The sequence below is a fragment of the Nitrosomonas sp. JL21 genome, assembly GCF_009833095.1.
In the GTDB taxonomy this organism is placed as follows: domain Bacteria; phylum Pseudomonadota; class Gammaproteobacteria; order Burkholderiales; family Nitrosomonadaceae; genus Nitrosomonas.
Genome location: NZ_QRCB01000009.1, coordinates 132,146 through 158,125, shown reverse-complemented (window position 1 = coordinate 158,125; position 25,980 = coordinate 132,146). Strand labels below are relative to the sequence as shown.

The 25,980-nt window shown below is 47.7% G+C and carries 32 protein-coding genes; 16 read left to right on the top strand and 16 right to left on the bottom strand.

What is annotated here, in order from left to right; genetic code table 11:
* The first annotated feature begins 373 nt into the window (after nt 1-373).
* Nucleotides 374-724, top strand: coding sequence for a BON domain-containing protein (locus tag ABF87_RS04420; RefSeq protein ID WP_160827916.1), 351 nt, complete (start codon nt 374-376; stop codon nt 722-724).
* Nucleotides 725-885: 161 nt separating this feature from the next.
* Entirely contained in the window at nt 886-1,272 is a 387-nt protein-coding gene (locus ABF87_RS04415; protein ID WP_160827915.1) for a DUF2784 domain-containing protein, read from the top strand.
* Here ABF87_RS04415 and ttcA read toward each other — a convergent pair.
* Complete coding sequence (ttcA, locus tag ABF87_RS04410) at nt 1,264-2,166, bottom strand: tRNA 2-thiocytidine(32) synthetase TtcA (RefSeq protein ID WP_160827988.1); 903 nt, start codon at nt 2,164-2,166, stop codon at nt 1,264-1,266. The genes ABF87_RS04415 and ttcA overlap by 9 nt on opposite strands.
* 159 nt (nt 2,167-2,325) lie before the next feature.
* Between ttcA and ABF87_RS04405 the strand changes: the two genes are divergently transcribed.
* The 4 genes from ABF87_RS04405 (at nt 2,326) to ABF87_RS04390 (ending at nt 5,241) form a co-directional block, all read left to right on the top strand.
* Entirely contained in the window at nt 2,326-2,775 is a 450-nt protein-coding gene (locus ABF87_RS04405) for a plastocyanin/azurin family copper-binding protein (protein WP_160827914.1), read from the top strand.
* Entirely contained in the window at nt 2,772-3,308 is a 537-nt protein-coding gene (locus ABF87_RS04400) for a DUF411 domain-containing protein (RefSeq protein ID WP_160827913.1), read from the top strand. Before ABF87_RS04405 ends, ABF87_RS04400 begins: the two co-directional genes overlap by 4 nt.
* Entirely contained in the window at nt 3,308-3,796 is a 489-nt protein-coding gene (locus ABF87_RS04395; protein WP_240143512.1) for a cytochrome c, read from the top strand. Before ABF87_RS04400 ends, ABF87_RS04395 begins: the two co-directional genes overlap by 1 nt.
* A gap of 203 nt (nt 3,797-3,999) precedes the next feature.
* Nucleotides 4,000-5,241: a multifunctional CCA addition/repair protein gene (locus tag ABF87_RS04390; RefSeq protein WP_160827912.1), complete on the top strand. Its 1,242-nt coding sequence runs from the start codon at nt 4,000-4,002 to the stop codon at nt 5,239-5,241.
* Between the two features lie 3 nt (nt 5,242-5,244).
* Here ABF87_RS04390 and ABF87_RS04385 read toward each other — a convergent pair whose 3' ends face one another.
* Together ABF87_RS04385 and ABF87_RS04380 are read right to left on the bottom strand one after the other, a co-directional pair.
* Nucleotides 5,245-5,862, bottom strand: coding sequence for a hypothetical protein (locus ABF87_RS04385; protein ID WP_240143511.1), 618 nt, complete (start codon nt 5,860-5,862; stop codon nt 5,245-5,247).
* A 166-nt stretch (nt 5,863-6,028) separates the two neighbouring features.
* Complete coding sequence (locus ABF87_RS04380; RefSeq protein ID WP_160827911.1) at nt 6,029-6,208, bottom strand: hypothetical protein; 180 nt, start codon at nt 6,206-6,208, stop codon at nt 6,029-6,031.
* Between the two features lie 160 nt (nt 6,209-6,368).
* Here ABF87_RS04380 and ABF87_RS04375 point away from each other — a divergent pair, with 160 nt between their 5' ends.
* From ABF87_RS04375 to ABF87_RS04335, 9 genes are all read left to right on the top strand, one after another.
* A complete protein-coding gene (locus ABF87_RS04375) occupies nt 6,369-6,569 on the top strand; it encodes a YezD family protein (protein ID WP_160827910.1) in 201 nt (66 codons plus the stop codon).
* A 138-nt stretch (nt 6,570-6,707) separates the two neighbouring features.
* Complete coding sequence (locus ABF87_RS04370) at nt 6,708-8,375, top strand: alginate export family protein (RefSeq protein WP_160827909.1); 1,668 nt, start codon at nt 6,708-6,710, stop codon at nt 8,373-8,375.
* Between the two features lie 26 nt (nt 8,376-8,401).
* On the top strand, nt 8,402-9,406 hold the full coding sequence (locus ABF87_RS04365) for a sulfate ABC transporter substrate-binding protein (protein ID WP_160827908.1): 1,005 nt from the start codon (nt 8,402-8,404) through the stop codon (nt 9,404-9,406).
* A 41-nt stretch (nt 9,407-9,447) separates the two neighbouring features.
* Nucleotides 9,448-9,795 (top strand): DUF2325 domain-containing protein, encoded by a 348-nt coding sequence (locus ABF87_RS04360; RefSeq protein ID WP_160827907.1) that lies wholly within the window; start codon nt 9,448-9,450, stop codon nt 9,793-9,795.
* Between the two features lie 51 nt (nt 9,796-9,846).
* Nucleotides 9,847-10,680: an EAL domain-containing protein gene (locus ABF87_RS04355; RefSeq protein ID WP_160827906.1), complete on the top strand. Its 834-nt coding sequence runs from the start codon at nt 9,847-9,849 to the stop codon at nt 10,678-10,680.
* Between the two features lie 203 nt (nt 10,681-10,883).
* Complete coding sequence (gene cysT / locus ABF87_RS04350) at nt 10,884-11,717, top strand: sulfate ABC transporter permease subunit CysT (protein WP_160827905.1); 834 nt, start codon at nt 10,884-10,886, stop codon at nt 11,715-11,717.
* Nucleotides 11,718-11,729: 12 nt separating this feature from the next.
* Nucleotides 11,730-12,608, top strand: coding sequence for a sulfate ABC transporter permease subunit CysW (cysW, locus tag ABF87_RS04345; protein ID WP_160827904.1), 879 nt, complete (start codon nt 11,730-11,732; stop codon nt 12,606-12,608).
* Nucleotides 12,605-13,696, top strand: coding sequence for a sulfate ABC transporter ATP-binding protein (locus ABF87_RS04340; RefSeq protein WP_160827903.1), 1,092 nt, complete (start codon nt 12,605-12,607; stop codon nt 13,694-13,696). Before cysW ends, ABF87_RS04340 begins: the two co-directional genes overlap by 4 nt.
* 416 nt (nt 13,697-14,112) lie before the next feature.
* Entirely contained in the window at nt 14,113-14,436 is a 324-nt protein-coding gene (locus ABF87_RS04335) for a class I SAM-dependent methyltransferase (RefSeq protein ID WP_160827902.1), read from the top strand.
* A 22-nt stretch (nt 14,437-14,458) separates the two neighbouring features.
* Here the strand turns inward: ABF87_RS04335 and ABF87_RS04330 are convergent, their stop codons facing one another.
* From ABF87_RS04330 to ABF87_RS04280, 12 genes are all read right to left on the bottom strand, one after another.
* On the bottom strand, nt 14,459-16,171 hold the full coding sequence (locus ABF87_RS04330; protein WP_160827901.1) for an ABC transporter ATP-binding protein: 1,713 nt from the start codon (nt 16,169-16,171) through the stop codon (nt 14,459-14,461).
* 65 nt (nt 16,172-16,236) lie between these two features.
* Nucleotides 16,237-16,926 carry a lipoprotein-releasing ABC transporter ATP-binding protein LolD gene (gene lolD / locus ABF87_RS04325; protein WP_160827900.1) on the bottom strand — a complete coding sequence of 230 codons (690 nt, stop codon included), beginning with the start codon at nt 16,924-16,926 and terminating at the stop codon, nt 16,237-16,239.
* Entirely contained in the window at nt 16,919-18,166 is a 1,248-nt protein-coding gene (locus tag ABF87_RS04320; RefSeq protein ID WP_160827899.1) for a lipoprotein-releasing ABC transporter permease subunit, read from the bottom strand. Before ABF87_RS04320 ends, lolD begins: the two co-directional genes overlap by 8 nt.
* A gap of 129 nt (nt 18,167-18,295) precedes the next feature.
* Complete coding sequence (locus ABF87_RS04315; RefSeq protein ID WP_160827898.1) at nt 18,296-18,535, bottom strand: hypothetical protein; 240 nt, start codon at nt 18,533-18,535, stop codon at nt 18,296-18,298.
* Nucleotides 18,532-20,586 (bottom strand): HAD hydrolase-like protein, encoded by a 2,055-nt coding sequence (locus ABF87_RS04310; protein ID WP_160827897.1) that lies wholly within the window; start codon nt 20,584-20,586, stop codon nt 18,532-18,534. Before ABF87_RS04310 ends, ABF87_RS04315 begins: the two co-directional genes overlap by 4 nt.
* A 31-nt stretch (nt 20,587-20,617) precedes the next feature.
* Entirely contained in the window at nt 20,618-21,562 is a 945-nt protein-coding gene (locus ABF87_RS04305; RefSeq protein WP_160827896.1) for a glycosyltransferase, read from the bottom strand.
* A gap of 597 nt (nt 21,563-22,159) precedes the next feature.
* The gene (locus ABF87_RS04300) at nt 22,160-22,549 is read right to left on the bottom strand and encodes an ImmA/IrrE family metallo-endopeptidase (protein WP_205012657.1); all 390 of its coding nucleotides are present in this window, start codon (nt 22,547-22,549) and stop codon (nt 22,160-22,162) included.
* A 183-nt stretch (nt 22,550-22,732) separates the two neighbouring features.
* Nucleotides 22,733-22,936: a hypothetical protein gene (locus ABF87_RS04295; RefSeq protein ID WP_160827895.1), complete on the bottom strand. Its 204-nt coding sequence runs from the start codon at nt 22,934-22,936 to the stop codon at nt 22,733-22,735.
* Between the two features lie 44 nt (nt 22,937-22,980).
* Nucleotides 22,981-23,157: a hypothetical protein gene (locus ABF87_RS14650; protein WP_193567992.1), complete on the bottom strand. Its 177-nt coding sequence runs from the start codon at nt 23,155-23,157 to the stop codon at nt 22,981-22,983.
* Between the two features lie 272 nt (nt 23,158-23,429).
* The gene (locus ABF87_RS04290) at nt 23,430-23,609 is read right to left on the bottom strand and encodes a hypothetical protein (protein ID WP_160827894.1); all 180 of its coding nucleotides are present in this window, start codon (nt 23,607-23,609) and stop codon (nt 23,430-23,432) included.
* Nucleotides 23,610-23,613: 4 nt separating this feature from the next.
* Nucleotides 23,614-23,805, bottom strand: a complete 192-nt coding sequence (locus tag ABF87_RS04285) for a hypothetical protein (protein WP_160827893.1) — start codon at nt 23,803-23,805, stop codon at nt 23,614-23,616.
* Nucleotides 23,792-24,064: a hypothetical protein gene (locus tag ABF87_RS04280; RefSeq protein ID WP_160827892.1), complete on the bottom strand. Its 273-nt coding sequence runs from the start codon at nt 24,062-24,064 to the stop codon at nt 23,792-23,794. The genes ABF87_RS04285 and ABF87_RS04280 overlap by 14 nt, the downstream gene beginning before the upstream one ends.
* A 294-nt stretch (nt 24,065-24,358) precedes the next feature.
* Between ABF87_RS04280 and ABF87_RS04275 the strand changes: the two genes are divergently transcribed.
* Entirely contained in the window at nt 24,359-24,532 is a 174-nt protein-coding gene (locus tag ABF87_RS04275; protein ID WP_160827891.1) for a hypothetical protein, read from the top strand.
* Between the two features lie 115 nt (nt 24,533-24,647).
* Here ABF87_RS04275 and ABF87_RS04270 read toward each other — a convergent pair whose 3' ends face one another.
* Nucleotides 24,648-25,082 carry a hypothetical protein gene (locus tag ABF87_RS04270; protein WP_160827890.1) on the bottom strand — a complete coding sequence of 145 codons (435 nt, stop codon included), beginning with the start codon at nt 25,080-25,082 and terminating at the stop codon, nt 24,648-24,650.
* Nucleotides 25,083-25,980 lie beyond the last annotated feature (898 nt).

Genomic DNA, 25,980 nt, shown 5'->3' with positions numbered 1-25,980 from the left:
GGAAAAAGAATATTATGATCAAGTGACTGGAAATGGCAGTGTCCCGCGGGACATTTGTGATGATATTCGGGCCAAGAATCAGCAAATGGTTGACGCCATTTTGGAGGATGCGCGGCTGCGTGAGAAAAAACAGCCTTCTCAAAGATAATGAGGTAATATGCTCATCAGGAATGGAATGCTTTGTAAACTAGCATCGATGCGGGCTACTCTGTCCATAAATACCTCGCATTCTGATTTTTGCGAATACTTACCGGAGAATTCAATAGCGTTGGAATTTTGGATTGAATAGGGTTACTCAAGGTAGTACAGCAAGTTCTACAATCTGAATGTGACGAGGGACATTTTTCCGATAATCAGTTAGGAGAACCTCATCATGATACAGATACAGCAGCAACTCGTTAATCAATCGTTCTCGATTGTTCTTTTCCTCATGTTGCAAACCCTCCTTTTTTCAGGTTGCACATCAACCCCGGCCTTTGAGGGCGCGGAGGAACGGTATGAGGATATTATGATCACCACCCAGATCCATGAAGCCATTCTTGACGAACTCTCGCTGCGGCCTTTCGATATCAATGTCAGAACCACCAAAGGCGTTGTGGAGCTGAGCGGCACCGTCAATACTCGCGACGATATGGATAAGGCCCTGGCAATTGCTCGCAATGTCAAAGGCATCCGCTTCATCAAGAATGACCTGAGAACTGTGGGGACTGGCGATTACAACTAAGCCTGAGAGGAGTTCTGAAGGGCTATTGAGCGTGGGGCATCCTTGGTATCTTTTTCAGAACTTCCTTAAAAAAATTCTTTCTAACGGCCGGAAAATATATCCTGGAAAATTCTCGAATCAATCCAAGGATTACCTGTTTACCGAAGCCGATGGAGCCAAGAATGACCTTTGCGGATGTCATACTGATCGTCCATTTTCTCTATGTTCTGTTTGTGGTCGGAAGCCTTCCCGTCATTTGGATGGGTGCGTGGCTTAAGCTGTCGTTTGTACGCAACCGCTGGTTTCGTTATGCGCACTTGGCCGCGATCGGATGGGTGGTGATTGAATCTTTGATCGGTGTCAATTGCCCGTTAACAGCTTGGGAGAATGCCTTACGTCAGGTTGAGATAGACATTGGCTTCCTGCAGTACTGGATTCATAAGATCATGTTCTACACGGTGCCGGAAAATGTGCTGACTGTAGTGTACGTGCTATTTGCCGGCCTAGTGGCGGCAACTTTCATGTGGGTACCGGTCGATACGAAACGAAAGCCTGCCAAATCATCCTGATAGAGCTTCATCTTCCGCTTCGTCATCTGTTGGAAGGAGCATTTCTTCAATGGTAGGCTCGAATGTTTCTTCATCAAAAGCGGTATCGCCATCGATGACCGGTGTTCCCTGCGCTTTTAAATTGACAAAATCATAATGGCGAGTGTCGGCTAAATGGGATAGCTGCACATTTTGCAGAGACCGGAACATCGTTTCCAATCGGCCGGGAAATTTTTTATCCCAGTGCTGCATCATTTCTTTGATGATTTGCCGCTGCATGTTTTTTTGCGATCCGCAGAGATTGCAGGGAATGATCGGAAAATCCGCAAGTTCCGCGTACGCCGCTAAATCTTTTTCTTTGCAATAAGCGAGTGGACGAATGACGATGTGCTTGCCGTCATCGCTGACCAGCTTGGGGGGCATGGCTTTCAGTTTGCCGCCATAGAACATGTTGAGAAACAAGGTTTCCAGGATATCATCCCGATGATGGCCGAGCGCTATCTTGGTGGCACCCAGCTCGCCGGCAACGCGGTATAGAACACCGCGGCGCAGCCGTGAGCACAGGCTGCAGGTGGTTTTTCCTTCCGCAATGACGCGCTTGACGACACTATAGGTATCTTGTTCGACAATGCGAAAAGGCATACCAATCCGAGTCAGGTAGTCGGGTAATACCTGTTCAGGAAAGCCTGGCTGTTTCTGATCAAGGTTCACGGCGATGAGCTCGAAGTGCAACGGCGCATGTGCTTGCAGATTGCGCAAAATATCCAGCAATGCATAGCTATCTTTGCCACCCGACAAACATACCATGACGCGATCACCGGCTTCGATCATGTTGAAATCGGCTATGGCCGTGCCTACCAGCCGCCGGATGCGTTTCTGTAGCTTGTTGGCGTTATAGTGCACTTTTTTCTGCATCATTTCTATCGATAAGTCGGAAAAATTATTCGAGGTTTAATCAGCGGATGGCAAGGATCTTATGGCAGAATATAATAAAGCCAGATGGAACAATTTTGCATGATCAACTTCTAATAGTGGCGAATGAGTGGGTTCAAGAATAGTTTCCAGGAGAATTCTATGAACAAATGCCGTTTGATTATACCATTTGCGACCTTGATCTTGTTTTCAGCCGATAGCTATTCAAAGACTGAAGAAGTGGATATCGGTCATCGTGGGAATGACAATAATGTGTCTCGCACCGTCGAATTGACGCAAGTGGATAATCTATTTTTACCTGCTGAGATTTCAGTAAACGAAGGTGAAACGATCCGGTTAGTGGTAAAAAATGGGGGTAGTAGCAGGCACGAAATGATCCTTGGCTCAATTCCGGATCTGAAAGAAATCGCCAACAGGCGGCGTAAATTTCCTGACAAGCCGCATGATGAGGCAGACCTCCTTCGACTCGAACCGGGGGAACAAAAAGAATTGATCTGGCAATTTCCAAGTGCTGGAATAGTCAATTTTGCGTGCCCCTTGCCAGGTCATTTCAAGAGAATGCGTGGGACAATAACTGTGGAGAAGAAATGAAAAGACAAATATGGGCCCTGATGACAGGGTCAATGATGACGATCGGGTTGTTCGGAATTGCTTCGCAGGCGGCTGCGACAGCCACGGTTGAAGTATATAAAAGCCCGACCTGTGGATGCTGCGCGAAATGGGTCGATCATATGCGGGATCATGGGTTTACGGTGAATACTCATGACGTTGGCAATAAAGAGATCAGAAAAAAATCCGGGATTTCGGAATCCTTGGGGTCGTGCCACACAGCACTTGTGAATGGCTATGCAATCGAAGGACACGTACCGGCACCTGATATCATCCGTTTATTGAAGGAAAAACCCAAAGCAGTGGGTTTGTCCGTACCAGACATGCCGCATGGCACGCCTGGCATGGAGGGTGCCCGAAGTGATCCTTATAATGTGCTGTTGATCAAGGAACGCGATGAACAGCGCAAGGACACCACGATATATAACCGTTATGATCCCTATGCCAAGAAAGCTCAACCGGCAGAGCCGGTGGTCGATTCCGACAAAAATAGCTCGGTTATGCGCCTGAAATAATGTCGATTGCTCAGATACGACATTCTTTTCTGTTATGGGGCGTGGGAGGGATGACTTTGCTGCTGGTCGCATGCAAAGATGGGCTGCCGCTGACTGCGCTATCCCGCCCTGCTGTCAATCCTGCGACCGGGCTGATCGAGCGCAAGCTCGATCAAGCACAAATTGAACGCGGTGAACGCATCTATACGATTCACTGCATAGGCTGCCATGGCTCCAATGGGGCCGGAACCCCGGACTGGCGCAAACCGAAGCCGGATGGTAAATATCCACCGCCTCCATTGGATGGTACCGCTCATGCCTGGCATCATTCGACCGACGTTCTGAAAAAAACCATCCTCAAGGGCACTCCGCCTGAAATGGGTTCTATGCCTGCGTGGGAAGGGAAATTGACGGAGCAGCAAGTTGATGACGTCATTGTTTGGATAAAATCCTTATGGCCTGATGAAATTTATGATATCTGGTATAAGAATTTCGAGAGTAAGTCTTAAGGAAGCGCTGGTTAATTGATTGCACGAATGAATCGCATCGTTGCGCGGTGCTCGCCCGTCGTGTTGAAATATATGTCTCGCGTACTGCATTTCGTAGGTCTATCACTTCATTTCGTTCGCCGAATCAATCAGCATTTCCTGAATTCCTACGATTTCTCGGTGCTAGGGCTCGCCTCCATCCATACAATTTCCAGGGTGACTCATTGAAAACTTATCTGGTCGGCGGATCTGTTCGCGATGAACTGTTAGGATTACCGGTCAAAGATCGTGATTATGTCGTGGTCGGCGCTTCGCCTGAAGATATGGTGCGGTTGGGTTACCGTCCTGTCGGTAAGGATTTTCCGGTTTTTTTGCATCCGCAAACGCACGAACAATATGCGCTGGCGCGAACTGAGCGAAAAATTTCCCGCGGTTATAAAGGGTTTGAGGTATTTACTTCCCCGCACGTCACGTTGCAGGAAGATCTGGCGCGGCGCGACCTCACGATCAATTCCATTGCCAAGGATGAAGCGGGCAATATCATTGATCCTTTCAACGGTGTTGCCGATCTTGAGGCCGGCATACTGCGCCACGTCAGTCCCGCGTTTTCCGAAGATCCGGTGCGCATTCTCCGAGCTGCGCGCTTCGCAGCGCGTTTCAGTTTTCGCATGGCACCGGAAACACTGGCATTGATGGTCGACATGGTGCATAACGGAGAAGTCGATGCGCTGGTGTCCGAGCGTGTCTGGCAGGAGCTTTGCAGGGGGCTGATGGAGAAAAATCCGTCCCGAATGTTTTACATGCTGCGTGAATGCGGCGCATTGGCGCGCATCATGCCGGAAGTCAATGTGCTGTTCGGTGTTCCCCAGCCGGCGTACGCTCATCCTGAAATCGATACCGGCGTTCACGTCATGCTGGCGATCGATTATGCTGCAGCACGAGATTTTTCCTTACCGGTGCGCTTTGCAACACTGATGCATGATCTGGGCAAGGGGACGACGCCTCCTGAAGAGTGGCCGCGACATATTGGTCATGAAGCGCGAAGCATCCATTTGACACAAGAATTATGCGAACGTCTTCGGGTTCCGAAAGAGTGTCGTGATCTGGCGCTGCTGGTTGCCCGCTACCACGGCGACGTGCACCGGGCTGAGGAGCTGAAACCATCGACCGTGGCCGACATGTTGCAGGCGGTGGATGCGTATCGGAAACCACAGCGCTTCGAAGAATTTTTGCAAGCATGCGCCTGCGATTTCCATGGCCGGCCAGGCTATGCCTCAAGGCCATACCCGCAGGCAGAGCGGTTTCAAAAAGCGCTGATCGCGGCTAAAAGTGTGAATGCAGGCAGGATTGCAGCGGAGCTCAATCAGAAGCTTTCCGGTTCTGACGAATTGCCGACTGCAATTCATGCTCAGGTGCGCGCAGCACGCATCGCCTGCATCAAGGCAGATACAGGCGATGTGGGCTGATGACTAATCCATCATTTTGGAGAACGTTCTGATTTTGGGTGGAGAAGTCAGATCGGTTTTGTTGAAGCTGATCAGGAACAATAACGTATAGGCGTTATAAAACGTGTCGGCGATGAACGGTGACGATGACGCGATAAAACGACCAGAAGGCATATCAAAAACATCCAAATGGAAGCGTGAGTAGCCACTTTGCAGTTCTGCCTTGAATAGCGCCAATTCAGGCAAGGAAATCGGGATCAGTGAAGCTTGCACGGGCGGAATGCCAAAGAAGGTCGTGCCTACTTCGGAACCTAGCGAATCAACCACGACATTGACTCGATGAGTGGCGTTTTCCGGGCCATCCTGTACCGTATATCCCAATAATCCCAACCACCCGGCAACTAAACCCTTCGCCATATCCTTATCGGGGGTCAAACCAGTGACTTCCAGCTTGACGACTGCGCCTTTGGGCATGGGTAATGCCAAATCAATTTGTTTCGGCAGGCTGCGCGAAACCGCTTCGCTGATGAGCAGTTGCTCAGTTGCTGTCCGCGCCGTATTCGTTACTTTCTGGGTCGTTGAGCAAGCCGATAAGAATCCCATTACCAGCACGCTTAAAAAAAGTATATGAATCGTTTTCATGACAAATGTGCACTCCTTAATAAGTTTCAGGATCTGATGTTTTTTCTTTTGTTGCCACATTAGTCTATCGCAAAGTGGATTGATGTGGTTGAGCATTATTGATGCTGTGCAATTCCTGAAGATCAACTGCGGCTAAGAGCATTTGCCGGCAAAGATTGAATAGTTTTCACAATTGCAAGCTGACGACTATCCTGCACGGCGCACGATAGCGTGCGCCGTGCATCACCCGGTACAGATCGAGCACCCAGATTCGTAGTTTCAACTGATCAAGCATATTCACAAGTTGTTGGCTCTCAGTGTTCTGCAAATTATTTTCAATGCGGGATTCTTTTAGTCGGCATTTCACCTGTATTTTTCCAGGATAGTATTTTAATTCAATGATATTTCATCAAAAAATTTTCTTTATAACTTATAAATATATTCATTTAATTAAACAATATTTTTGTTTATATAAAAATACTGCTATTGTTCGCTCCCGTTATATTTTTACCAATCAGGCGATGTAAATGAATATTGATTTAGAAGCAAAACATATCCGAGAAAACAGTAAGGGAGTCCCTGTCGATGTCGCGCAGGAAATTCTGCGCGCTGTGGATGGTATTGAGTATGGTTCCGTCGAGATCGTGATCCATGACGGTAAAGTTGTTCAAATCGAGTGTCGGGAAAAAATTCGCGTGAATCAAGGGCGTAAGGCATCAAAATCATAATGCATCTGCTTGTCGCCTTACTTACCAGGATGCAATTCGCGCAATAACAACAACACACCGACCGACAATGTAGGAGGTGAAATAGCAAATTATCAGTGACTCAACCGGATTTCCGGAGGGCTTACTTAGGAGAATAAAGTGCAGTTTCTTAGGTTTTTAATTCACATTGTGGCATTGAGCGTACTGACGATGGCCACTGCAAATGCATCATCTGATCAAAAAACAACGATAGATTTTCAAGCCATGCAGCAGCATTTCGTGCAAGTAGCGCAGCAGATGGCTGTTGATATGGGCAAACCGTTAGGCAATAAACCATCCGAGCAAGAAAAATCATTGCCGGCAATCGAACCGGAAAAAAAAGTGGCTGAAGTTAAGAAGCCGACCAGCTATCATCAGCGTTCCAACAGCTATGCCACCAATCCTGATTCTGATCCGCCCCGCTACGTTCGCCAACTGAGCGATATCGGCGTCGAAGCGTTCAAGGATATCACTTGGCTGGATATCGGTTTGGAGCACCGAACCCGATACGAATGGCGTAACAATGACATACGGCGTATTGAGGGCGGCGAGGATAATCCGTTCTTTTTACGCAATCGCGCCTGGATTGGGATAAAAAATATTCTGGATCCCTTCCGTTTTGCGGTCGAGTTTCAGGATTCACGCGTGTACAACAATAAACATGCGATTACCGATCAGGAAAGAAATGAGTTCGATCTGTTGAATGCGTATGGTGAATTGAATTTCAAGAAAGCACTTGGGGTCGATGATCGCGGCAATGACCGGCCGATCCGTTTCCGTGTAGGGCGCATGGCGTATGAGGCGACTGACCGTCGTTTTATTGCGCGCAATGAATGGCGCAACACCACCAATACCTTTGAAGGTTTTCGTCTGAATTTGGGAAAGGAAGCCAATGACTGGGAATTGGATCTGTTCGGCATGCAGCCGGTTAGACGCCTGCAAACCAAATTCGATGAAGCCAACGATCATTTATGGTTTTTCGGCGCAATCGGAACGTTGCGAAGATGGTCTGACATAGCTACTCTGCAAGCTTATTACATGGGCCAGAAGCAAACGGCTGACCCGAATGGTTTTACCGCTACCAACCGGCTTGATCGCCAGATCCACATGCCCGGCTTTCGGATTTATGGCAAGGCTGCTCACTACTTTGATTTCGATGTCAGCTACAACCATCAGTTGGGTTTCAGTGGCACCAACCGCGTGGATGCGCATGGCTATACCATTGAACTCGGAAAAACTTTTGACCATGCCTGGAAGCCACGTGTTAACTTGTTTTATGGCTATGCCTCGGGTGATAAGAATCCGACTGATAATGTTGACAACCGCTTTGACCGGTTCTTTGGGTTTGCGCGCCCGTGGTCTGCCGATCATTACGTGATCTATGAAAACTTGAAAGCGCCTAAAATCAGGTTTGAGTTTCAGCCAACCCAAAAACTGGGGTTTGAAATGGGCTATGGTGGATATTGGCTGGCCAGTAAAACTGACCGCATGTTCGATATTCTCGACGGTAACATCAGCAACACCATTAAAGATCCCGGATTCAACCGTGACCGCACCGGCCAAAGTGGCGATTTCGGTGGCCACTCCTTTGAAGGGCGGATTCGTTATCAGCCCACGCCACGAATTAATACTATCCTCGGCTATACCCACTTCACTGCGGGTGAGTTTGTGAAAAACCGTATCGCTGCGGCGCCGCATTGCGACACCAGCGGCGTGCACCCTTGCGTGGATCAACGCTCAGGCAATACCGATTTCTTGTACTTTGAAGTGTTAATCAGTCTTTTGTAACCCACATAATCTTGAAGGAGAATGTAATGACAATGAAAATCTGGCTAACGACAAGTTTGTTTACCGCGAGCTTGCTGATCAGCAACACAGTGCTGGCCGAAAAAACCTTGCTGAACGTTTCCTACGATCCGACCCGCGAGCTGTATCAGGAATTCAATGCGTCTTTTGCCAAGCATTGGCAAGCGCAAAACAATGAAAAAGTGGTCATCCGCCAATCCCATGGCGGTTCGGGCAAGCAAGCCCGCTCCGTCATCGATGGGCTGGAAGCCGATGTGGTCACGCTGGCCCTCGCCAATGATATCAATGCCATTGCCGAAAAAGCCAAACTGCTGCCGGAAGATTGGCAAAAACGCCTTGCGCTGAATAGCACACCCTATACGTCAACCATCATTTTCCTGGTGCGCAAAGGCAACCCGAAGGGCATCAAGGACTGGGATGATCTGGCGCAACCCGGCATCGCCGTAATTACCCCGAACCCGAAAACCTCGGGTGGCGCCCAATGGAACTATCTGGCGGCATGGCAGTTTGGCACTCGCAAATTCAACGGCGACGAAAGCCAAGTCAAGGAATTCGTCTCGAATATCTACAAGAATGTGCCGGTTTTGGATTCAGGTGCGCGCGGTTCAACCACGACATTTGTTGAGCGTGGGGTCGGCGATGTACTGATTTCTTGGGAGAACGAAGCATTTCTCGCGCTGAAGGAATATGGCGCGAATAAATTCGAGATTGTCATTCCTTCAATAAGCATCCTGGCGGAGCCACCGGTCGCGGTCGTCGATAAGGTCGTCGATAAAAAGGGTACTCGTAAAGTCGCCGAAGCCTATCTCGAGTATCTTTATTCCGAAGAAGGACAAGAAATCGCAGCCAAGCATTTTTACCGTCCCACCAATCAGAAGGTTGCTGAAAAGCACGCCGCGAAGTTTCCCAAGATTGAATTATTCAAGATCGACGAGGCATTCGGCGGCTGGAAAAACGCCCATAAAGCACATTTTGCCGATGGCGGCACATTTGATCAGATTTATCTGAAGTAAAGGTAATAGCGCGCTTCGGCGCGCCTACGAAAGGACTGAATATGGCTATTCTCATTGTCGGTGGTGACTACATCACATCATTCAAACATCTCGTTACCCATCAGCATTCGATGCAGATCGAACATTGGGATGGCCGCAAAAAAGAATTCAATAAACGTTCATTGCCGAACAAGATTCGTCTGGTGGTCGTGATTTGTGATTATGTCAGTCATCGGCTTGCGCTTTCCATCAAGGAAAAAGCTAAACAGCGCGGTATTCCCCTGGTTTTTTGCCATCGTTCAGTCAATGAGTTGAAGCACAAGCTGCAGCATATCGATCAGACAGATCCGGATTATTGTTGGGATCGTGCTTGTGAGAACAAAAACGATCAGTTTCAGCGATTCCATTGATGAATCCGACCATTGATCCATTACAACATCATCGTATCTGGAGATCGTCCCATGAATACATCAGCAAGTGCACCATTTACTGCTGCCGATGAATTTGAACTGATTCAATCGGCCACCGATTACTCCTTAAGACGGACTGAGCAAGGTTGGATAAGCGGCTTTTTTTATCATTGCGAAATCACCAGCGTTTTTCAGCCCATTTTCAGCATCAACCATAACCGAACCATCGGACACGCCGCGTATATACGTTCCAAGGCCAATGACGATGTCGCGCTGTGGCCTTGGCAGGTATTTTCGCTGGCATCCAAGGATGATCAGCTCATTGAATTGGATCGCTTATGCCGGGCAATTCATGCGCTCAATTATTATTTCAACAATGCGTCCAAAATCGATCATTTATTTGTCGATGTGCATCCGCGTTTGCTGGAAAGCGTCAAGGACGATCATGGCCGCGCATTTGAAAATTTTCTCGATCTGATCGGTGTGAAAACATCGCGGATAGTGATTGGAATACCAGCCATTGTGAACCGGAATTGGAAATTATTGCAGCATGTCATCACCAATTATCGCTCCCGCGGCTATCAGATTGCGGCCAATTACAGCGGGACGCAAAGCGAATGGATGGTGGAACTGGGTAGTTTGTATCCCGACATCGTGCGCATCGAGGCGAGCGATCTGATCCAGCATGACGCAATCACCGAGTTGACGGACACCATACATAGCTTTGGCGCCAAATTGCTGGTCAGAGACCTGGAAACTTCCCGGCAATTAGCGGCTGTCCTGCGTACGGATGCGGATTATTTGCAGGGCAATTTATTGAGTGAACCATTGCGGGCAATCACCATGATTGAAGTATTGCCAGTTTCAGAAACAGAAGTTCATTAACAAACCTAAACATGACCAATTCTGGGTAATAAGTTACTTCCATTCATGCTGACAAGTGGTGTTGACATCACTCGTCATTGTGTTGATTCATTAATTTAGGAAAACAATAAATGACAGATATTGATCAAGCGCATACCGCATTGGGTGATGTAGCCGCCAGAACGCTGGCGAATGCATACCGATCAACCAACAGAGGTTTCTAATTGAGTACTTTCAAACAACACAGCATTTTGCCGGGCTTTAATTTGGCGCTCGGCTTTACGTTGCTGTACTTAAGTTTAATCGTCCTGATTCCACTGTCGGCTGCGTTCATTCGCACGGCTGAGCTGACGTGGCCGGAATTCTGGACGATAGTCACGGCCCCGCGTGTGATGGCGTCATATCGATTGACGTTTGGCGCTTCATTTGCGGCGGCGATGGTGAATGCCTTTTTTGGTCTTTTAGTGGCATGGGTATTGGTGAGGTATCACTTTATCGGTAAACGGATCATCGATGCATTGGTCGATTTGCCGTTTGCATTGCCGACAGCGGTAGCCGGGATCGCATTGACTGCGTTATATGCAGGGAATGGCTGGATCGGCCAATTTCTCGAACCCATGGGCATTAAAGTAGCCTTCACGCCGCTGGGCATTTTCGTGGCGCTGACGTTCATCGGTCTGCCGTTCGTAGTGCGCACGGTGCAACCGGTGCTCGAAGACATCGAGGCGGAATTGGAAGAAGCCGCAGCGACATTGGGTGCTAATCGCTGGCAAACGTTTTCTCGGGTCATTTTTCCGGCGCTGTTCCCGGCCTTGATGACCGGTTTTGCGCTGGCTTTTGCGCGCGCAATCGGCGAATACGGATCAGTGATTTTTATTGCCGGCAATATGCCGATGGTTTCTGAAATTACACCGCTGCTGATCATCACCAAACTGGAGCAGTACGATTATGCCGGCGCTACGGCCTTATCGGTGGTGATGCTGGTGATTTCTTTTATTTTGTTGCTGATTATCAATCTGCTGCAATGGTGGAGTCGGCGACGCAGTAGTAAAACATAAGGTGATTTATTGATGACTGCAATGACATTTCCTCTACCGGCTGGTACGCGCATACAACGCGCGACGCAGGAGCCCACGTGGGTACGCTGGTTCTTGATCGGACTGGCGCTGGTATTTCTGACGTTGTTTTTGTTCATTCCACTGATTTCGGTATTTTATGAGGCCTTCAAAAAAGGGGTGGAAGTGTATTTGGCTGCGATCACCGACCCGGACGCGGTTTCTGCGATCCAATTGACGCTCACGGTGGCGGCAATTGCTGTGCCTTTGAACCTGGTGTTTGGCGTTGCCGCGGCATGGGCGATCGCCAAGTTTGAGTTCCGCGGCAAGAACCTGCTGATTACATTGATCGATCTGCCTTTCTCGGTATCGCCGGTCGTATCGGGATTGATTTATGTGCTGGTGTTCGGTTTGCAGGGATGGTTTGGACCGTGGCTGGCTGAACACGACATGAAAATCATCTTTGCGGTGCCTGGCATCGTTCTGGCGACGGTATTTGTGACCGTGCCATTCATTGCACGAGAACTGATTCCGCTCATGCAGGCACAAGGCACGGAAGAGGAAGAAGCGGCAGTAGTCCTGGGTGCGAGTGGATGGCAGACGTTCTATAAAGTGACGCTGCCCAACATCAAATGGGGTTTGCTGTACGGAGCAATCCTGTGCAATGCCCGCGCAATGGGTGAATTTGGAGCGGTGTCGGTGGTGTCCGGCCACATCCGCGGCAGTACCAATACCATGCCTCTGCATGTCGAAATTCTTTACAATGAATACAATTTTGCGGCGGCGTTTGCAGTGGCTTCGCTGCTGGCGTTGCTGGCGTTAGTGACCCTCGTGCTGAAAACATTGATCGAGCTCCGCATTAAACAACGACACACCCCAAGAGGTTTCGAATGAGCATTGAAGTCCTGAATCTTTCCAAACATTTTGGCACGTTTACTGCATTGCATGAGGTCAGCCTGCAGGTTGAGTCCGGTGAATTGCTGGCGTTGTTGGGGCCTTCCGGTTCCGGAAAAACCACCCTGCTGCGCGTCATTGCAGGGCTTGAAACCGCTGACAGCGGCCAGGTGCTTTTCCACGGTGAAGACGCGACCGACCAGCATGTGCGCGAGCGCCAGGTCGGCTTTGTATTCCAGCACTATGCACTGTTCCGTAATATGACGATTTTTGAGAACGTGGCGTTCGGTTTACGCGTGCGCCCCAAGAAATTCCGTCCCTCCAATGCTGAAATCCGCGACCGCGTCATGAAATTGCTGCATCTGGTGCAACTGGATTGGCTGGCAGACCGCTATCCGCACCAGCTTTCCGGTGGGCAGCGCCAGCGCATCGCACTGGCCCGGGCACTCGCGGTGGAACCTAAGGTACTGCTGCTCGATGAGCCGTTTGGCGCACTCGATGCCAAGGTGCGCAAGGAATTGCGCTCGTGGCTGCGCAGATTGCACGATGACATGCATATCACCAGTGTGTTTGTGACGCATGATCAGGAAGAGGCGCTCGAAGTCGCCGACCGTGTTGTGGTAATGAATGAAGGCCGTATTGAACAGATCGGCACACCGGATGAAGTGTATGAACAACCCGCCAGTCCTTTTGTGTATGAATTCCTCGGCAATGTGAATCTGTTCCACAGCCGCTTGCATCGCGGCCATGCCTGGATCGGCGATATCGCCGTCGCAGCGCCAGAGCATGCCGAAGCGGAAGAAATGACCGCGATTGCCTACGTGCGGCCGCATGAAATCGAGGTTGAACGCGTTCAGAACGGTGAAGCGGCCATGGCAGCGCTGGTCGTGCACATCTTATCAGTCGGGCCTATCGTTCGGTTGGAGCTGGTGCGTAAAAACGATGAAGATATCACGCCCATCCAGGTGGAGATCAGCAAGGAACGTTTTCGTGAATTACAATTGGCAAAAGGTGACGAAGTATTCATCAAGCCGCGCCGCCTTGATCTGTTTCCGCATCAGCACGAGCAAGCCGCGAACTCGATATAAGCATGACCAGCAGCGACAAATCGACGACGTTGCTCAATCATTATTGACCCATGAGGACGAAAAATGAATAGTCCGGATGGGTCAACTCTCTTTTTCCAGTTGTCACCATCATCAATTCGCTGATAATCTGCGCGGGCAGAAACTTTCTGCACTGATCTTTAGGGGAAATATGCCATTCAGTTATAGTAATCAGCTCAGCACTATCGTGGGTTATGCCGAGCAACAGAATCCTGCCACAATTCTTGATGTCGGCATTGGAATGGGGCAATACGGGTTTTTGCTACGCACAAACTTGGAAAATATCAATCTTTTTGAAATTAACGGCGCTCATGCGCGCCAGCGCGACAAACATGAATGGAAAATCAGAATTGATGGAATAGAAGGTTATCCGGGGTATATCAATGCAGTGCATGAATATGCATACCAACCTATTCATCGGCGATGCGCTGGAAGTCCTGCCAACTCTGGAAGCCGGAATCTACGATTTGGTACTGGCTATCGATATTTTGGAACACTTCGACAAAGAGCAAGGCAATCTCTTCTTGAAAGAGTGTCAGCGAGTCTGCAACGGCACCGTCCTGGTGAGTACGCCCAAGGATTTCATCGAGCAAGAAGTCACTGCGAATCCATTCGAAAATCACCGCTCACACTGGACTGAACAGGATCTTAGAATGTGCGGGTTTGATTCTTTCTTGCCCAATTCGTTGAGCCTGATTGCGATAGCAAACTGTAAACAATAAGTACGACAGCTCATATCGCAATTTATTCAACTTGAGTTGGAAGTTGCGACAGCGGCTCTGCCGTGCCATTCGAAAGGATGAATACGCGGTCGGCAGCGTTGATCACCGCCGGTTGATGGGAAACGGCGATGATGGTCAGGTTTTTGGACAATTGCTGAAGGGTTTCGCAGATGATGCGTTCGCTTTCGGGGTCCAATGCGCTGGTGGGTTCGTCCAGAATCAGGAAGGACGGGTTATGCGCCAGCGCGCGGGCGATGGCGATGCGCTGCCGTTGACCGCCGGATAACAAGCCGCCGCGCTCGCCCACGACGGTCTGCAATCCTTCCGGCAAAGCGCTGACAAAATCCCATGCGCCGGCTTGTTTCAAGGCGCGTACCGCATCGTCAGGCGTCAATGCCGGCTCACCTACCAGGATATTGCTCATGACCGTATCGTGCAACAGCACGGTGTCCTGCGATACATATCCGATCATGTGGCGCCATTGGCGCAAATTGATGTCATGCAGGGATATTCCGTCGATCAGCACTTCGCCGGATTGCGGTTCCGTCAAGCCACACAGCAAATCCAGCAATGTGCTTTTACCGACGCCGGAAGATCCCATGACTGCGGTGAATGAATTGATCGGAATCTCGATCGTGAGATCCTTGAAAATGGTTTTCTGGCCATAATCAAATTTGACATGCTGCAGGCTGATGCCTTTCTGCAATGTCGGCTCGAGTGTTCCCGTGGTTCTTTCCGCTGCCGTGCGCGCCTCTTCCGCAGCCTTGCGCAAAGCCCAGTAGGCACTTTCTTGTGCGGCCAGTTGCTGATGCCGGCGTTGTGTTTTATTCAGCAGTCCAAGAATGCGCGTCAGCAGAAAGACCATCAGCATCACTTCAGGCAGAGAGAGTTCCCACACCACCAGTGCGATATATAATCCGCTGGCGGTCAAAGCTGCAAGTATGGGTTCCTGCAAGGCCGTGAGCGCGGCCCGGTTCATGACTTCGCGGCGCGTGGCTTTTTCCAGTTGCTGCGTTTGCTCGCGTAGAATGGCGTCGGCGACGTTATCCCGCGCCATCGCTTTCAATGATTTTACCGAGCTGAGCACGTCCGATAAATATGTCAACAAGTAACGCAGCAGATGTGTCTGTTTGGTGCCGGCCCGACGGGTTGCGCTGACCAGGCGATTCAACACGATCAACAGAAACAGACCGATCACCAGCGAAGCCAATGTGGCTTCCCAGGAAATGAACAGCGCCACGATGGCGTAGACCACCACTTGGATCGCCAGCGCCAAGACATTGACGCTATGCTCAAAGCCATTGGCTGCGCGGTAGGCTTCCGAGGCAATGGAGTTTGCCAGAGAACCGACTGGCTGGCGCAAATAGTATTGCCAGCGGCTGGCGAGCAACGCTTCGATCAGATCCAGGCGCAACGCGGTGGCGACATGCGCAACGGTATAGCCGACCTGGCGGTTGGCCAATAGCAGCACGATTCCCTTGAAGAACATGCCGCCGACGATGATGATTAAAATGGTATCCAGCGTTGGATCGATGCCGATGTCCTGCAGCGCTTTCTCCATGAATTTGCCGATGCCGGAATCCTTGTTATCGCCGGACTCACCGACAGCGATCGATAATAAAGGCAACAAGGCGGTTAAGCTCAATCCTTCGGCGACACCGGCAATCAGCAGTGCAACGAGCACGATGATGCTGCGTCGGGGGAATACCATGATGTACGTTAGTAAGGTACGCATACGCGAGCTGTCACATCAAATCAATGAACATAAAGGTTATTTGCACAAAATTGCCGGCATGAGGATCATGCATTGGAGATATCACGCAGAGTTCCATCCATCAATTGCTTGACCCGTTGCGCACGATTAGCCAATCGTGAATCATGAGTGACAATGATCAGACTGGCGTTGACTTTATGGTTCAGTTCCAGCATCAGGTCGAAGACTGCTTCGGCGGTGTGTCGGTCGAGATTGCCGGTTGGTTCATCGGCCAGAATACACGCTGGCTGCGTGACCAATGCGCGGGCAACGGCAGCGCGCTGGCGTTCGCCGCCGGACAATTCGCCTGGCGTGTGGGTCAGGCGGTGGCTCAAACCCACTTGCTGCAAGATATCCGCTGCGCGGTCATACGCTTCTCGGGGGGGCATGCGGCGAATCAGCAGCGGCATCGCGACATTTTCCAAGGCGCTGAATTCCGGCAGCAGGTGATGGAATTGATAGATGAATCCCAGCGAGCTATTGCGTAAGCGGCATCGTTCTTCCTCATTGATGCGGGCGATGTCTTGGCCGAGAATGTCGATTTCTCCGCGAGTTGGCGCATCAAGCCCGCCGAGTACATGCAGCAACGTGCTTTTTCCCGAGCCGGAGGTGCCCACGATCGCAACCATTTCGCCTTTGCTCAGTGTGAGATCGACGCCTTTCAATACCGGTACAACCACATCCCCCTGTGAAAATTGCTTGAATAAGCCCCGGCAGGCAAGAACGGCATCATTCATAGCGCAAAGCCTCGGCCGGATTGACCTTGGAGGCGCGATAGCTGGGATAGAGGGTGGCCAGCAGAGTCAGAATAAACGAGGTGATCGCGACGGTGGAAATATCCGTCATTTGTGGATCGGTTGGGATCTTGCTGATGTAATATACTTCGCGCGACAGGAATTGAACATTCAGCAACCACTCGATGAAGGCCACCACTTCTCCGACGTTATAGGCCAGCAGCATACCGCCTGCAACGCCGAGGATCGTGCCGAAGACGCCGATGAAGGTTCCTTGCACGATAAAAATCTTCATGATGCTGCGCGGGCTGGCGCCAAGCGTCCTTAGAATCGCGATATCCGATTGCTTATCGGTAACCGCCATGACCAGGGTGGAGACGATATTGAACGCCGCGACCGCGATGATCAATGCCAGAATCAGAGACAGCATGCGCTTTTCAATCTGAATGGCACGAAAATAATTGGCATGCTGCTTAGTCCAGTCGCTGATGAAACTATCGGTGGTCAGCAGTGCCGGCAATTCACTAACAACTTGCGGTGCGGCAAACAAGTCATGCAATTTCAAGCGCACACCGGATACTTCATCGTTGTCCATGCGATATAGTTTTTGTGCATCCGCCATATGGATCAACACCAGGCCGGAATCATATTCGAAATGGCCGATTTCAAAAATCCCGACCACGGTGAATTGCTTCAGGCGTGGCAGGACACCAGCAGGCGTAACTTGGCCTTGCGGTGAAATCAAGGTGATCTTGTCGCCGGTGAACGCTCCCAGCGTGCGCGCCAATTCCATGCCGATCACGATACCGAATTCTCCCGGCACCAGGTGATCAAGCTGGCCGCTCACCATGGTCTTGGCAAAATTGGCGACCTGATCTTCCCTATCGGGCAAAATGCCGCGCACCAGCACGCCCTGCACAACCTGATTGTGCGACAGCATGCCTTGCGCGCTGACATAGGGAGCGGCAGCCTCAACGGCGCTGTGCTTGCTGGCTTCTTCAATAGTCTGTTGCCAATTGCTCAGTTTACCGTGCATGCTGGTAATCTGGACATGCGAGGCGACTCCTAGAATCCGGGCGCGTACTTCTTTCTGAAAACCGTTCATCACCGACATTACGGTAATGAGCGCGGTCATGCCCAACGTGATGCCAAGAAGTGAAATGAGCGAAATAAAAGAGATGAAATGATTGCGTTTTTTGGCGCGCGTATAACGCAGACCAATGAAGAGTTCATACGGGGACACGAATGTATTTTACCGATAATGAGTTTGTTTATCCCGAAGTGTGCCACATTTAGTCAGTGCATAACAAATAAACAATGAATTACCGGTCGTTCATTTGTTGTGTTTTTTTGTGGGTTCGGGCGATAAATATCATGGGCGCAGCCGAGCACTGATCTGGCGCAGTATATTGACGCGCTGCCCGAAACGAGCGAGCAATAGGTAGATCGGATACCCGAAGTGATGCAATAGACTGAGAATGATCAGAAATCGAACGCCAGGACCGGTGGCGAAATTTCCAATGGGCAGAATTTTGCTTATCAATGCTATTTTGACGACGCGAAAAATTTCGAGTCCCTGTAAATCATAGTTTTTTTTAAGTACTTTACTCATTCATTGATTTTCCTGCGTAAATGACTCAGAAAATACCGCAACCGCAAAAATGGATTGTATCTGAGTTGCGATTGCGTTTGACTCCACAAGGGCATGAAATCCTTACCAAGGTTTGCAGACGGTTTGTTGTTGCCGTGAAAATCATCGAGATGGTGACGGTGTTTAATATTGGCGACCTCGGTAGCGCGCGGAAAAGCGAGTTTGCTTAAGAAGAGGTAATTGATCCAAGGTTTCCAATCTTCGAATGTGAAATTCAACAAGGCTGCAGCGGCGGCAAACCGCTCAGCAGAATCCAATATCCCTTGCTGCAACGGAGCGAAATACAGATCCTGTTCTTGTTCCGCCAGACCGCTATCGTCATCGGTCTGGCGGAACACCAGCGTGTACCCATCGTCGGTCAACGCATAGCCCATTAGCGTCGGATGCGGAGCGCGGCAGGCCTCTTCGAACACATCCTGTGCATACAGCAGGGTGCTTCCTGCCAGGTCAAAGCTTCGCCGATCGAACATGATGCCTTGAATGAGGTTTTTACTCGTTTCCGGGTATGCAATCGTACGGGTTGCTCCAAAAAGCATGCCATAGCAATTAGGACAATCTTCCCGGTGGGCAATGGCTTCGAACAGAAACCGCTGAATAGTGCCGATCCAGCCAATATCGACGATAGCGACGTTGGCATGCTCAAACAGGCCGGCTTCGGTGAAATAGCGTTGCATCGCCTCATTTGCCTCTCTAGTTTGGCTTTTTACTTCATCTTGGAAATTTTTATCTTTCAGCAAAGCATTCAAATTTTCTCTGTGTTCAGCTCGAAACCCTTCATGTGCCGGACTCAGGCAGGTATCCACCTTTAAATCGTAAGCAGCTAGATGCGAAGTAAATTTTTCCGGGCACAGGCTGAAGATTCGGCAGATATCGCGAAAATCGCGATTGCCTGCGGGTACAAGTGCGATGTCGGCATTGATTTGAGTTAATCCCTGATATGCGCATGATGCGCCAGCCAGCGCTATTCTGCTGACATACAGGTATTCCGTTTGCGGAAGATCGCCAGCAGGATAAAGCGTCGCCAGGGTTTTTTCCCAATATTGCTTGAAAATCCATCCTTCTCGCGACAGAAAAAAAATCTTGGTAATTGATTTTTCACGGCAGATCCTCCTGATTTGCTGCAGGAACATCCCAATCAAAGGGCCGATAAAATTATAACCTTCTGCGTAGAGTGCCGAGGCAGACTGGTTTTCTCCTTCCAGTGGCGCCATTAACTGTTGCAATGCTCTGCCGCGCCAAAACGGCTTGAGATCACTATAATGAAAATAACGTTTTATGATGGCTTTGCGCTGGTCTTCACGAGGGTCATGAATGATTAGCGCATCGATCCCGGCCTCTGCAGCTCGAACCCCATCTGCGATTGGATTGTCACCGATATGCAGCCAGCTTTCATAAGGCAGTGAAAATTTTTGTGCCAGCAACGCATAGGCTTTTCCGGAAGCTTTGGCCAAAAAAGTATCCGCAGATGAGACAACCTGTTCGATATGCTGATCCAAACCCGCATATTGCAGCAGTTTTTGCAAATGACTCGACGGCAGATAAATATCGGAAATGACAAAAATCCGCTTATCCGCCAGAGAAAGCTCTTTCATCCAGTCGACCAGCGCCTGTCTCGGAACCAGCATGGAATTTTCCATCGCCAGTTCATAATTCGTGACTTTTTGCAGCAGCGATTCATCAAAAGCGGATCCGAACACCTTTTGAAGCAGCTCCTGCATGAATAAGGGATAGCAGGCTTCATGATCTTCAAAATTTTTTGCAGTCTCTTGCCGGTGTTCGCGTTCGATGGCATCGCGCATTTTTTGGATACTCTGCCATCCTTTATGAATGTTTTGCTGCTTGGCAAGATCAGAGATATATCGCGCGACCGGCAATTTCACCAGGTCGGGATCATGAATTCGGCGAATGAGCAGCGTGTCGAAAAGATCAAAAGAAATGATCTCTTTTTTTCTAGCTCTTTTTTTACCGGCTTTGATCAGCGATGCCAGCGAATAATACGTCGAATGCTTCATAGTATGGAGCTCACTTCAACTGGCGAGGAGATCAACATTTACGAGCAATCCAGTTCTTCAGGCTTCTGAGCAATTCTCTCAACGCTGGACGAACGCCTTGAGCTTTCTGTGGTTCAAGCGCTTTTTTGACATCATGGAGCTCATTTCCTAATTCGATCAATCGCTCAGCTCCCGTGCGGACATCGTCGCGGTAACTGTCCGGAATTCTCGCCATCATGTATTGAGTAATTAATTTCTGATCCTGTACTCTGCCGATGACAGCGGCTTCGCTCAAGGTATTGGCGGAATGGATGCGGTAATACAGCAGCTTTTCATGATCCAGATAGTGAACGCCCTGTGGGAATGCCAGTATCATTCGGAAAATATAATCATAATCATGTAAATACCTGAGCGAGCTAAAATTGCCAACCGTTTTCATCGCTTCTGCTGTCATGAATAGGTTGGAGGTGCTGACCATAAAATTACCTTTTAGAAAACCTCGATAGAGATCCTTGCAATTGAAGTACCAGTTACGATTTTTCTGATGCCAGACATTCCAGATGAAATGGGGATCAGTCAATTCCGCACCGTCAGCAGAGATCGGCACCACATCGGTGAAAATACAGGCTGCGCCCTTTTCTTGAGAAAAATTCGCCAGACGCTCCAGGCGGTTTAACGAAAATACGTCATCCGAATTAAGAATAGCGATATATTTGCCGTTGGTGAGTGATAAGCCTTTGTTGAGCGCGTTATAGGCATCCTGATTTTCTTGATAATGATAATAAAGTCTTGGATCGTCATAGGCTCTGACAATCTCCCCCGTTTTATCGGTTGAACCGTCATCGATGACGATCAGTTCAAGATCGGATAGGGTTTGCTGCAGCACACTGTCGACTGCCGCACCAATATATCGCTCATGATTATAGGCAGGAATCACGACGCTAACCAGCGGTTGGTTGATCCTGCCGGCAGGAATATGTCCGTTAGACTGTCGCATCAGGTAAAAAAAGTTCGGTAAGGATAGTGAGCTGTCGCTGAATTACTCGCATGCTGGGCAGTGTACATGCATGCAGGAATAATATTCGCTACATTATGTTCCATCCATTGTTGCACAGAGAAATAATTTCAATGAATGACGGTACTTCAATATACGTAACGGTATTTCTTTAGTCAAATAGCCGCTCGTGGAATGATACTGATGAAATTATCGAGAGGATATGAGTCATATTCTTAATTGTTGATAACTCATCATTTGAGAAAGATATTTGCTCACTCTATTGTAAACTCCTGAACCCGGGTGGTTTGATTTTTTAAGTTAATATTTTTATGATGAATAAGGGCTTTTTGTGAGGATGGGGTTCATATTATTCCATGAAAGCTAATAAACATGAGGATCTACATTTTTGTGTTTTTTTAATTTACCCGTTTTTTGAAAAGTACCCCTGTGTTTTTAAAAAATCTTATGCCTATTTTAATTATTTTTGTTGTCAACAGACTTCCTCAGTATGTCGACCAATTCTTTCAACTTATCAATCCAAGATTTTTTAAACGATATTGCATAGCAATCTGAGAAACTTACAACTTATTTGAAAGCTCAGCTATATCTTTTTATACCTTTCTTGAAAATCAAAAGACTCAGTACCTCTTCAGGCATTAACAATTCTGCAGCAAATCGATTGGCCGCAATTTCCAAGGGATCATGATTAGCTAAAGAAAATTCATTAGGGCTATCTCTATATGCACCGCCATGCCCAAGAACGTAATGTCCAATTTCATGAGCTATAGTGAACCTCTGACGCACCTTTGATTCCGTATTATTGTACTGAATTAAAGGGCCATCATTAGTGCAGTTAAATTCTCCGCTTGTAGCCAAATTTGGATCAGCTTTTACCTCAGCGCCCAATGCAGTGGCTAACTTTATGAGATCTATCGGTATTTCCTTATCCCAGTATTTTTCAAGCACTTCTTTTGCTTGTGTAGACATAGCTAGTTAATTATATTTATGGGTTAATTTATGCTAATTTGCATAGTACTTGCTCTTTTCAATGTTAGTCAACACAACCGGCTTTGATCGCGGATTATACAAAATTCTGCTTAAAAAACTTATATCGGCTTCTTGAGTAGAATTTCAATGACCAGGTACTTAAACACAAGCGACTCCCTTCTTTTAGCAATTCTGTTTTTTTGCGGTAGTGCTTACGGCTATTTTTCCAGCGTCAACTTTTTTAATAAGCTCTACTGAGCCTTGATCTATGACTTTACGGGCAGATATTACCGATTCACGAGACACATTCAGCATTTCTGCAGCTTTTGCTTGAGAGGGTGTGGAAATTTCCACATGCTGATTTGTGCCGACCTCAAGTTTAGCCAACCTACTAGCCACCATTGCACGCTGCACCGCGTATTAAATCGCCATTAGTCAGGCAAGTAATCGGCCAATCGTTTAAGGGCTATGGGCAAATCTTTCGGTTTGTCAGGCTTTGGTAATTTTTGTTCTATGGCCAGCTTGCACGCCAGCTCATAGAAAGCATCAAGTAGCTGGTTTGAATGCTTTGTTTCAAGTTTGGCGATTCGTGCTTCAAAATTTTTCACTTTAACTTAATCCTCTATTTTTTACGCTTCTTACGTTCCAAGTCTACGTCCATCGTATGCAACTATTTTGAGAACTGGCGCATTATTTGGCAGATCGAAACCATGCCTTTCCTTATACTCTGCCTTGGCCTCTTCAAAAGTTTTGCTATCAGGCAATCCGGAAATATAAACTAGGCCCGGCGTTGGCCCCCTTTCGAAAAGTTACTTTATCCTCTAGTGCTTCGATTCTTGTTTTGATATTTTTACGCATAATAATTTGTTGCCATTGCTTCTCATTCTTTCTCATCGTCGATCGGTAACGGCACAACAAGCCCATTTCCAATGACCTGCATTGTCATGCCGCATTCTTCGTCAAAAAAGGTAATCGGCTCATTGACCTGTCTATTTATCCGCCGTGATTCAATTGCTTCGATACGATTAAGAAAAGATTTCTTCATTTTGTCTTTATCCACTGGTTCATCCTATAAACATTTCTACCCATGCCGGGTCATTCTCTCGATAAATATCAACCCGCCCGATTTCAATCTTAAGCGCTTCAATTTGCTCGTCAGTGTATTCATCAGACACCAATACCGGCCAGCCTTCAGGATATGGGCTTGGGCGGCTTCGTTGTTCAATAGCGTCAATTCTTTTCCTAAGTGCTTTCATGTTGTTCCTTCTCAAGTGCTTCAATTCGTTTTTCAAGCTCACTTACTTCAATTAATTTTCCTACCTGTGCCAGCATGTAAACTAGCCGCGTGCCGTCTTGAATATCTATTCTGCCTTGGCGTGAATCTCTATAGACTCTGGCCATTTCCCGCTTGCAATCCATGACGGTTACCAGTTTGATTTGACGGGAGGTGGGTTCAGCCGGTATCAATTCGCCTTCAACAACTTCTGATTGTTTTGCTGCCTTTTTCCTCGTCACTGGATAGCACCTTTATTAATCAATTCCAGTAACAGGAAGGGATCCCGCGCCTAGGCCGTGGCCTTGTTTGCTTGACGTGGGCCACGTATTACTATGCAGGCAGCCAAATAATAGAAGATTGGCGAAGCAAGCCCAAATGCCCAAAAACCCTCTATGCTATCGCATGGCTGACAGGATTAGGGGCCGAGCCATCAGCAACAGATTTAGAAGCTTGCGCAGCCACGTTTAAACGCAACGGATTTTCACGTGATGACGCGCTCTTAGCAATTGGTCGGGCTCAAGGGTTAATGAGAAATGTGTAAGCCAGATGATAAAGAACAGCCCAGCACTGAAGCTCCAAAACGCAAGCGCCGCAAATACCGCAGCCAAAAACTTGGAGCTGCTGGTTTCAGTGCTCGTATGGCAAAACGCGGCTCATTTAAAACCTCATGGGAAAGCTTATTTTTTGATATTAAGGGCAGAGGGTAGCGTAGGCAGGAATAATGGGGCTGTAGGGTGTTTTAATTGAAAGATGGCACGCCCTAAGAAATATAACGACGAGAAAGCGTCAAAGCCTTTTTTTTTCAAAATTTGCTAAGTAATTTTATTGAAACCATTCCCACCTTCTCTTTATAGCTCTATAAACTCCATACACTAGCAAAATGTAGCCTAGTATTCCAGGCGGCAAATCTATTCTATATGGCCCTAAAGTAAAAAAATAGCTACTAGTGTAATCCATCAATCCTAACCCTAATCTTAATTCATTTGGTGAGGCACCGTCTATTAATGCAAAGATAATGTAATAAACTCCCATAAATACAACTATATAGACTCCCCATTTTTTCCAGTGCCAAATTCCATAAAGACCCGCAAGTGCCGTTACGCTTTCAAATGTACTAATTAATAAAATCATAACCAAATGTACTAAGGTAAAGCGCCTATTTGTTTCAATATCGACTAAATTACCATGTTCTCTCATAGCGGCACTTATTTCGAATGCAAAGAAATAGGCAAATATCAATGATATAACTTGACCCATAGAGAATATGATTATTACTGAACTAAAAAACAACCCTCTACAAGGGGTAGGTGGCAATGATTCGTACATTTTTATTTTTTAGAAAATAATTGATTCATAGTTTTTTGAATAGCTGGATTCGGCAATTGTATGAAAGCAATTATTCTTTCAATAAAATTTATAGGATATTCTATGTCACAACATTATGATTTAATTTAATTAACTTCTACATAAATTATTACTATTAGTAACACATAGAGTATAGATCAGTCCACCGCCTGACCAAACACTTCAGAGCCTTGTTGATGTCCGCACAAGTTTAGAGAAATTGCCCCGTTTAAACGCATTAAGTAATACTCATCATGGCCCGAAACACGGGCCATTCTCATTTATAATCATTGAGTTATTTTGTTTGTTGGGTTGGGACTATGAGATTACGTTGTAAGATAATCGGTAATTTGTAACTAATTGATTTGTATAGTAGGGTGTATCAATAAGTTATTGATTTTAAACAATCTGAAATATCAGTGGGGGTATTAGGATAATTCTTAGTACCCCGTCTAACTCCTTATTATTATTACTCTTTCCTTTAAAGGGGGTAGAAGGGGTATTAGAAAAGTAAAGACTTTAAAAAAAGAAAAATAGAGAATAAAAATGAAATAGGAATAAATAAAAGGTTGAGAATTATGTCCCCGTGATACCCTGATACCCTGTTTTATTAAAAAGCTTCCAACATGAACAAATGCAGCCATGACATGCTGTGCTACAAAATCGAAACCATTGTGAACTTGCAGGCGGGTTTTAATAATTTGGGTAAAGAGTAAACTTATTATTAAATACTAATAAAGAATCTTTAAATACGAATATTTTAATGCGGGTTTTTATGAGGGACAACTTGTAAAAATTGTCCTAACTAACT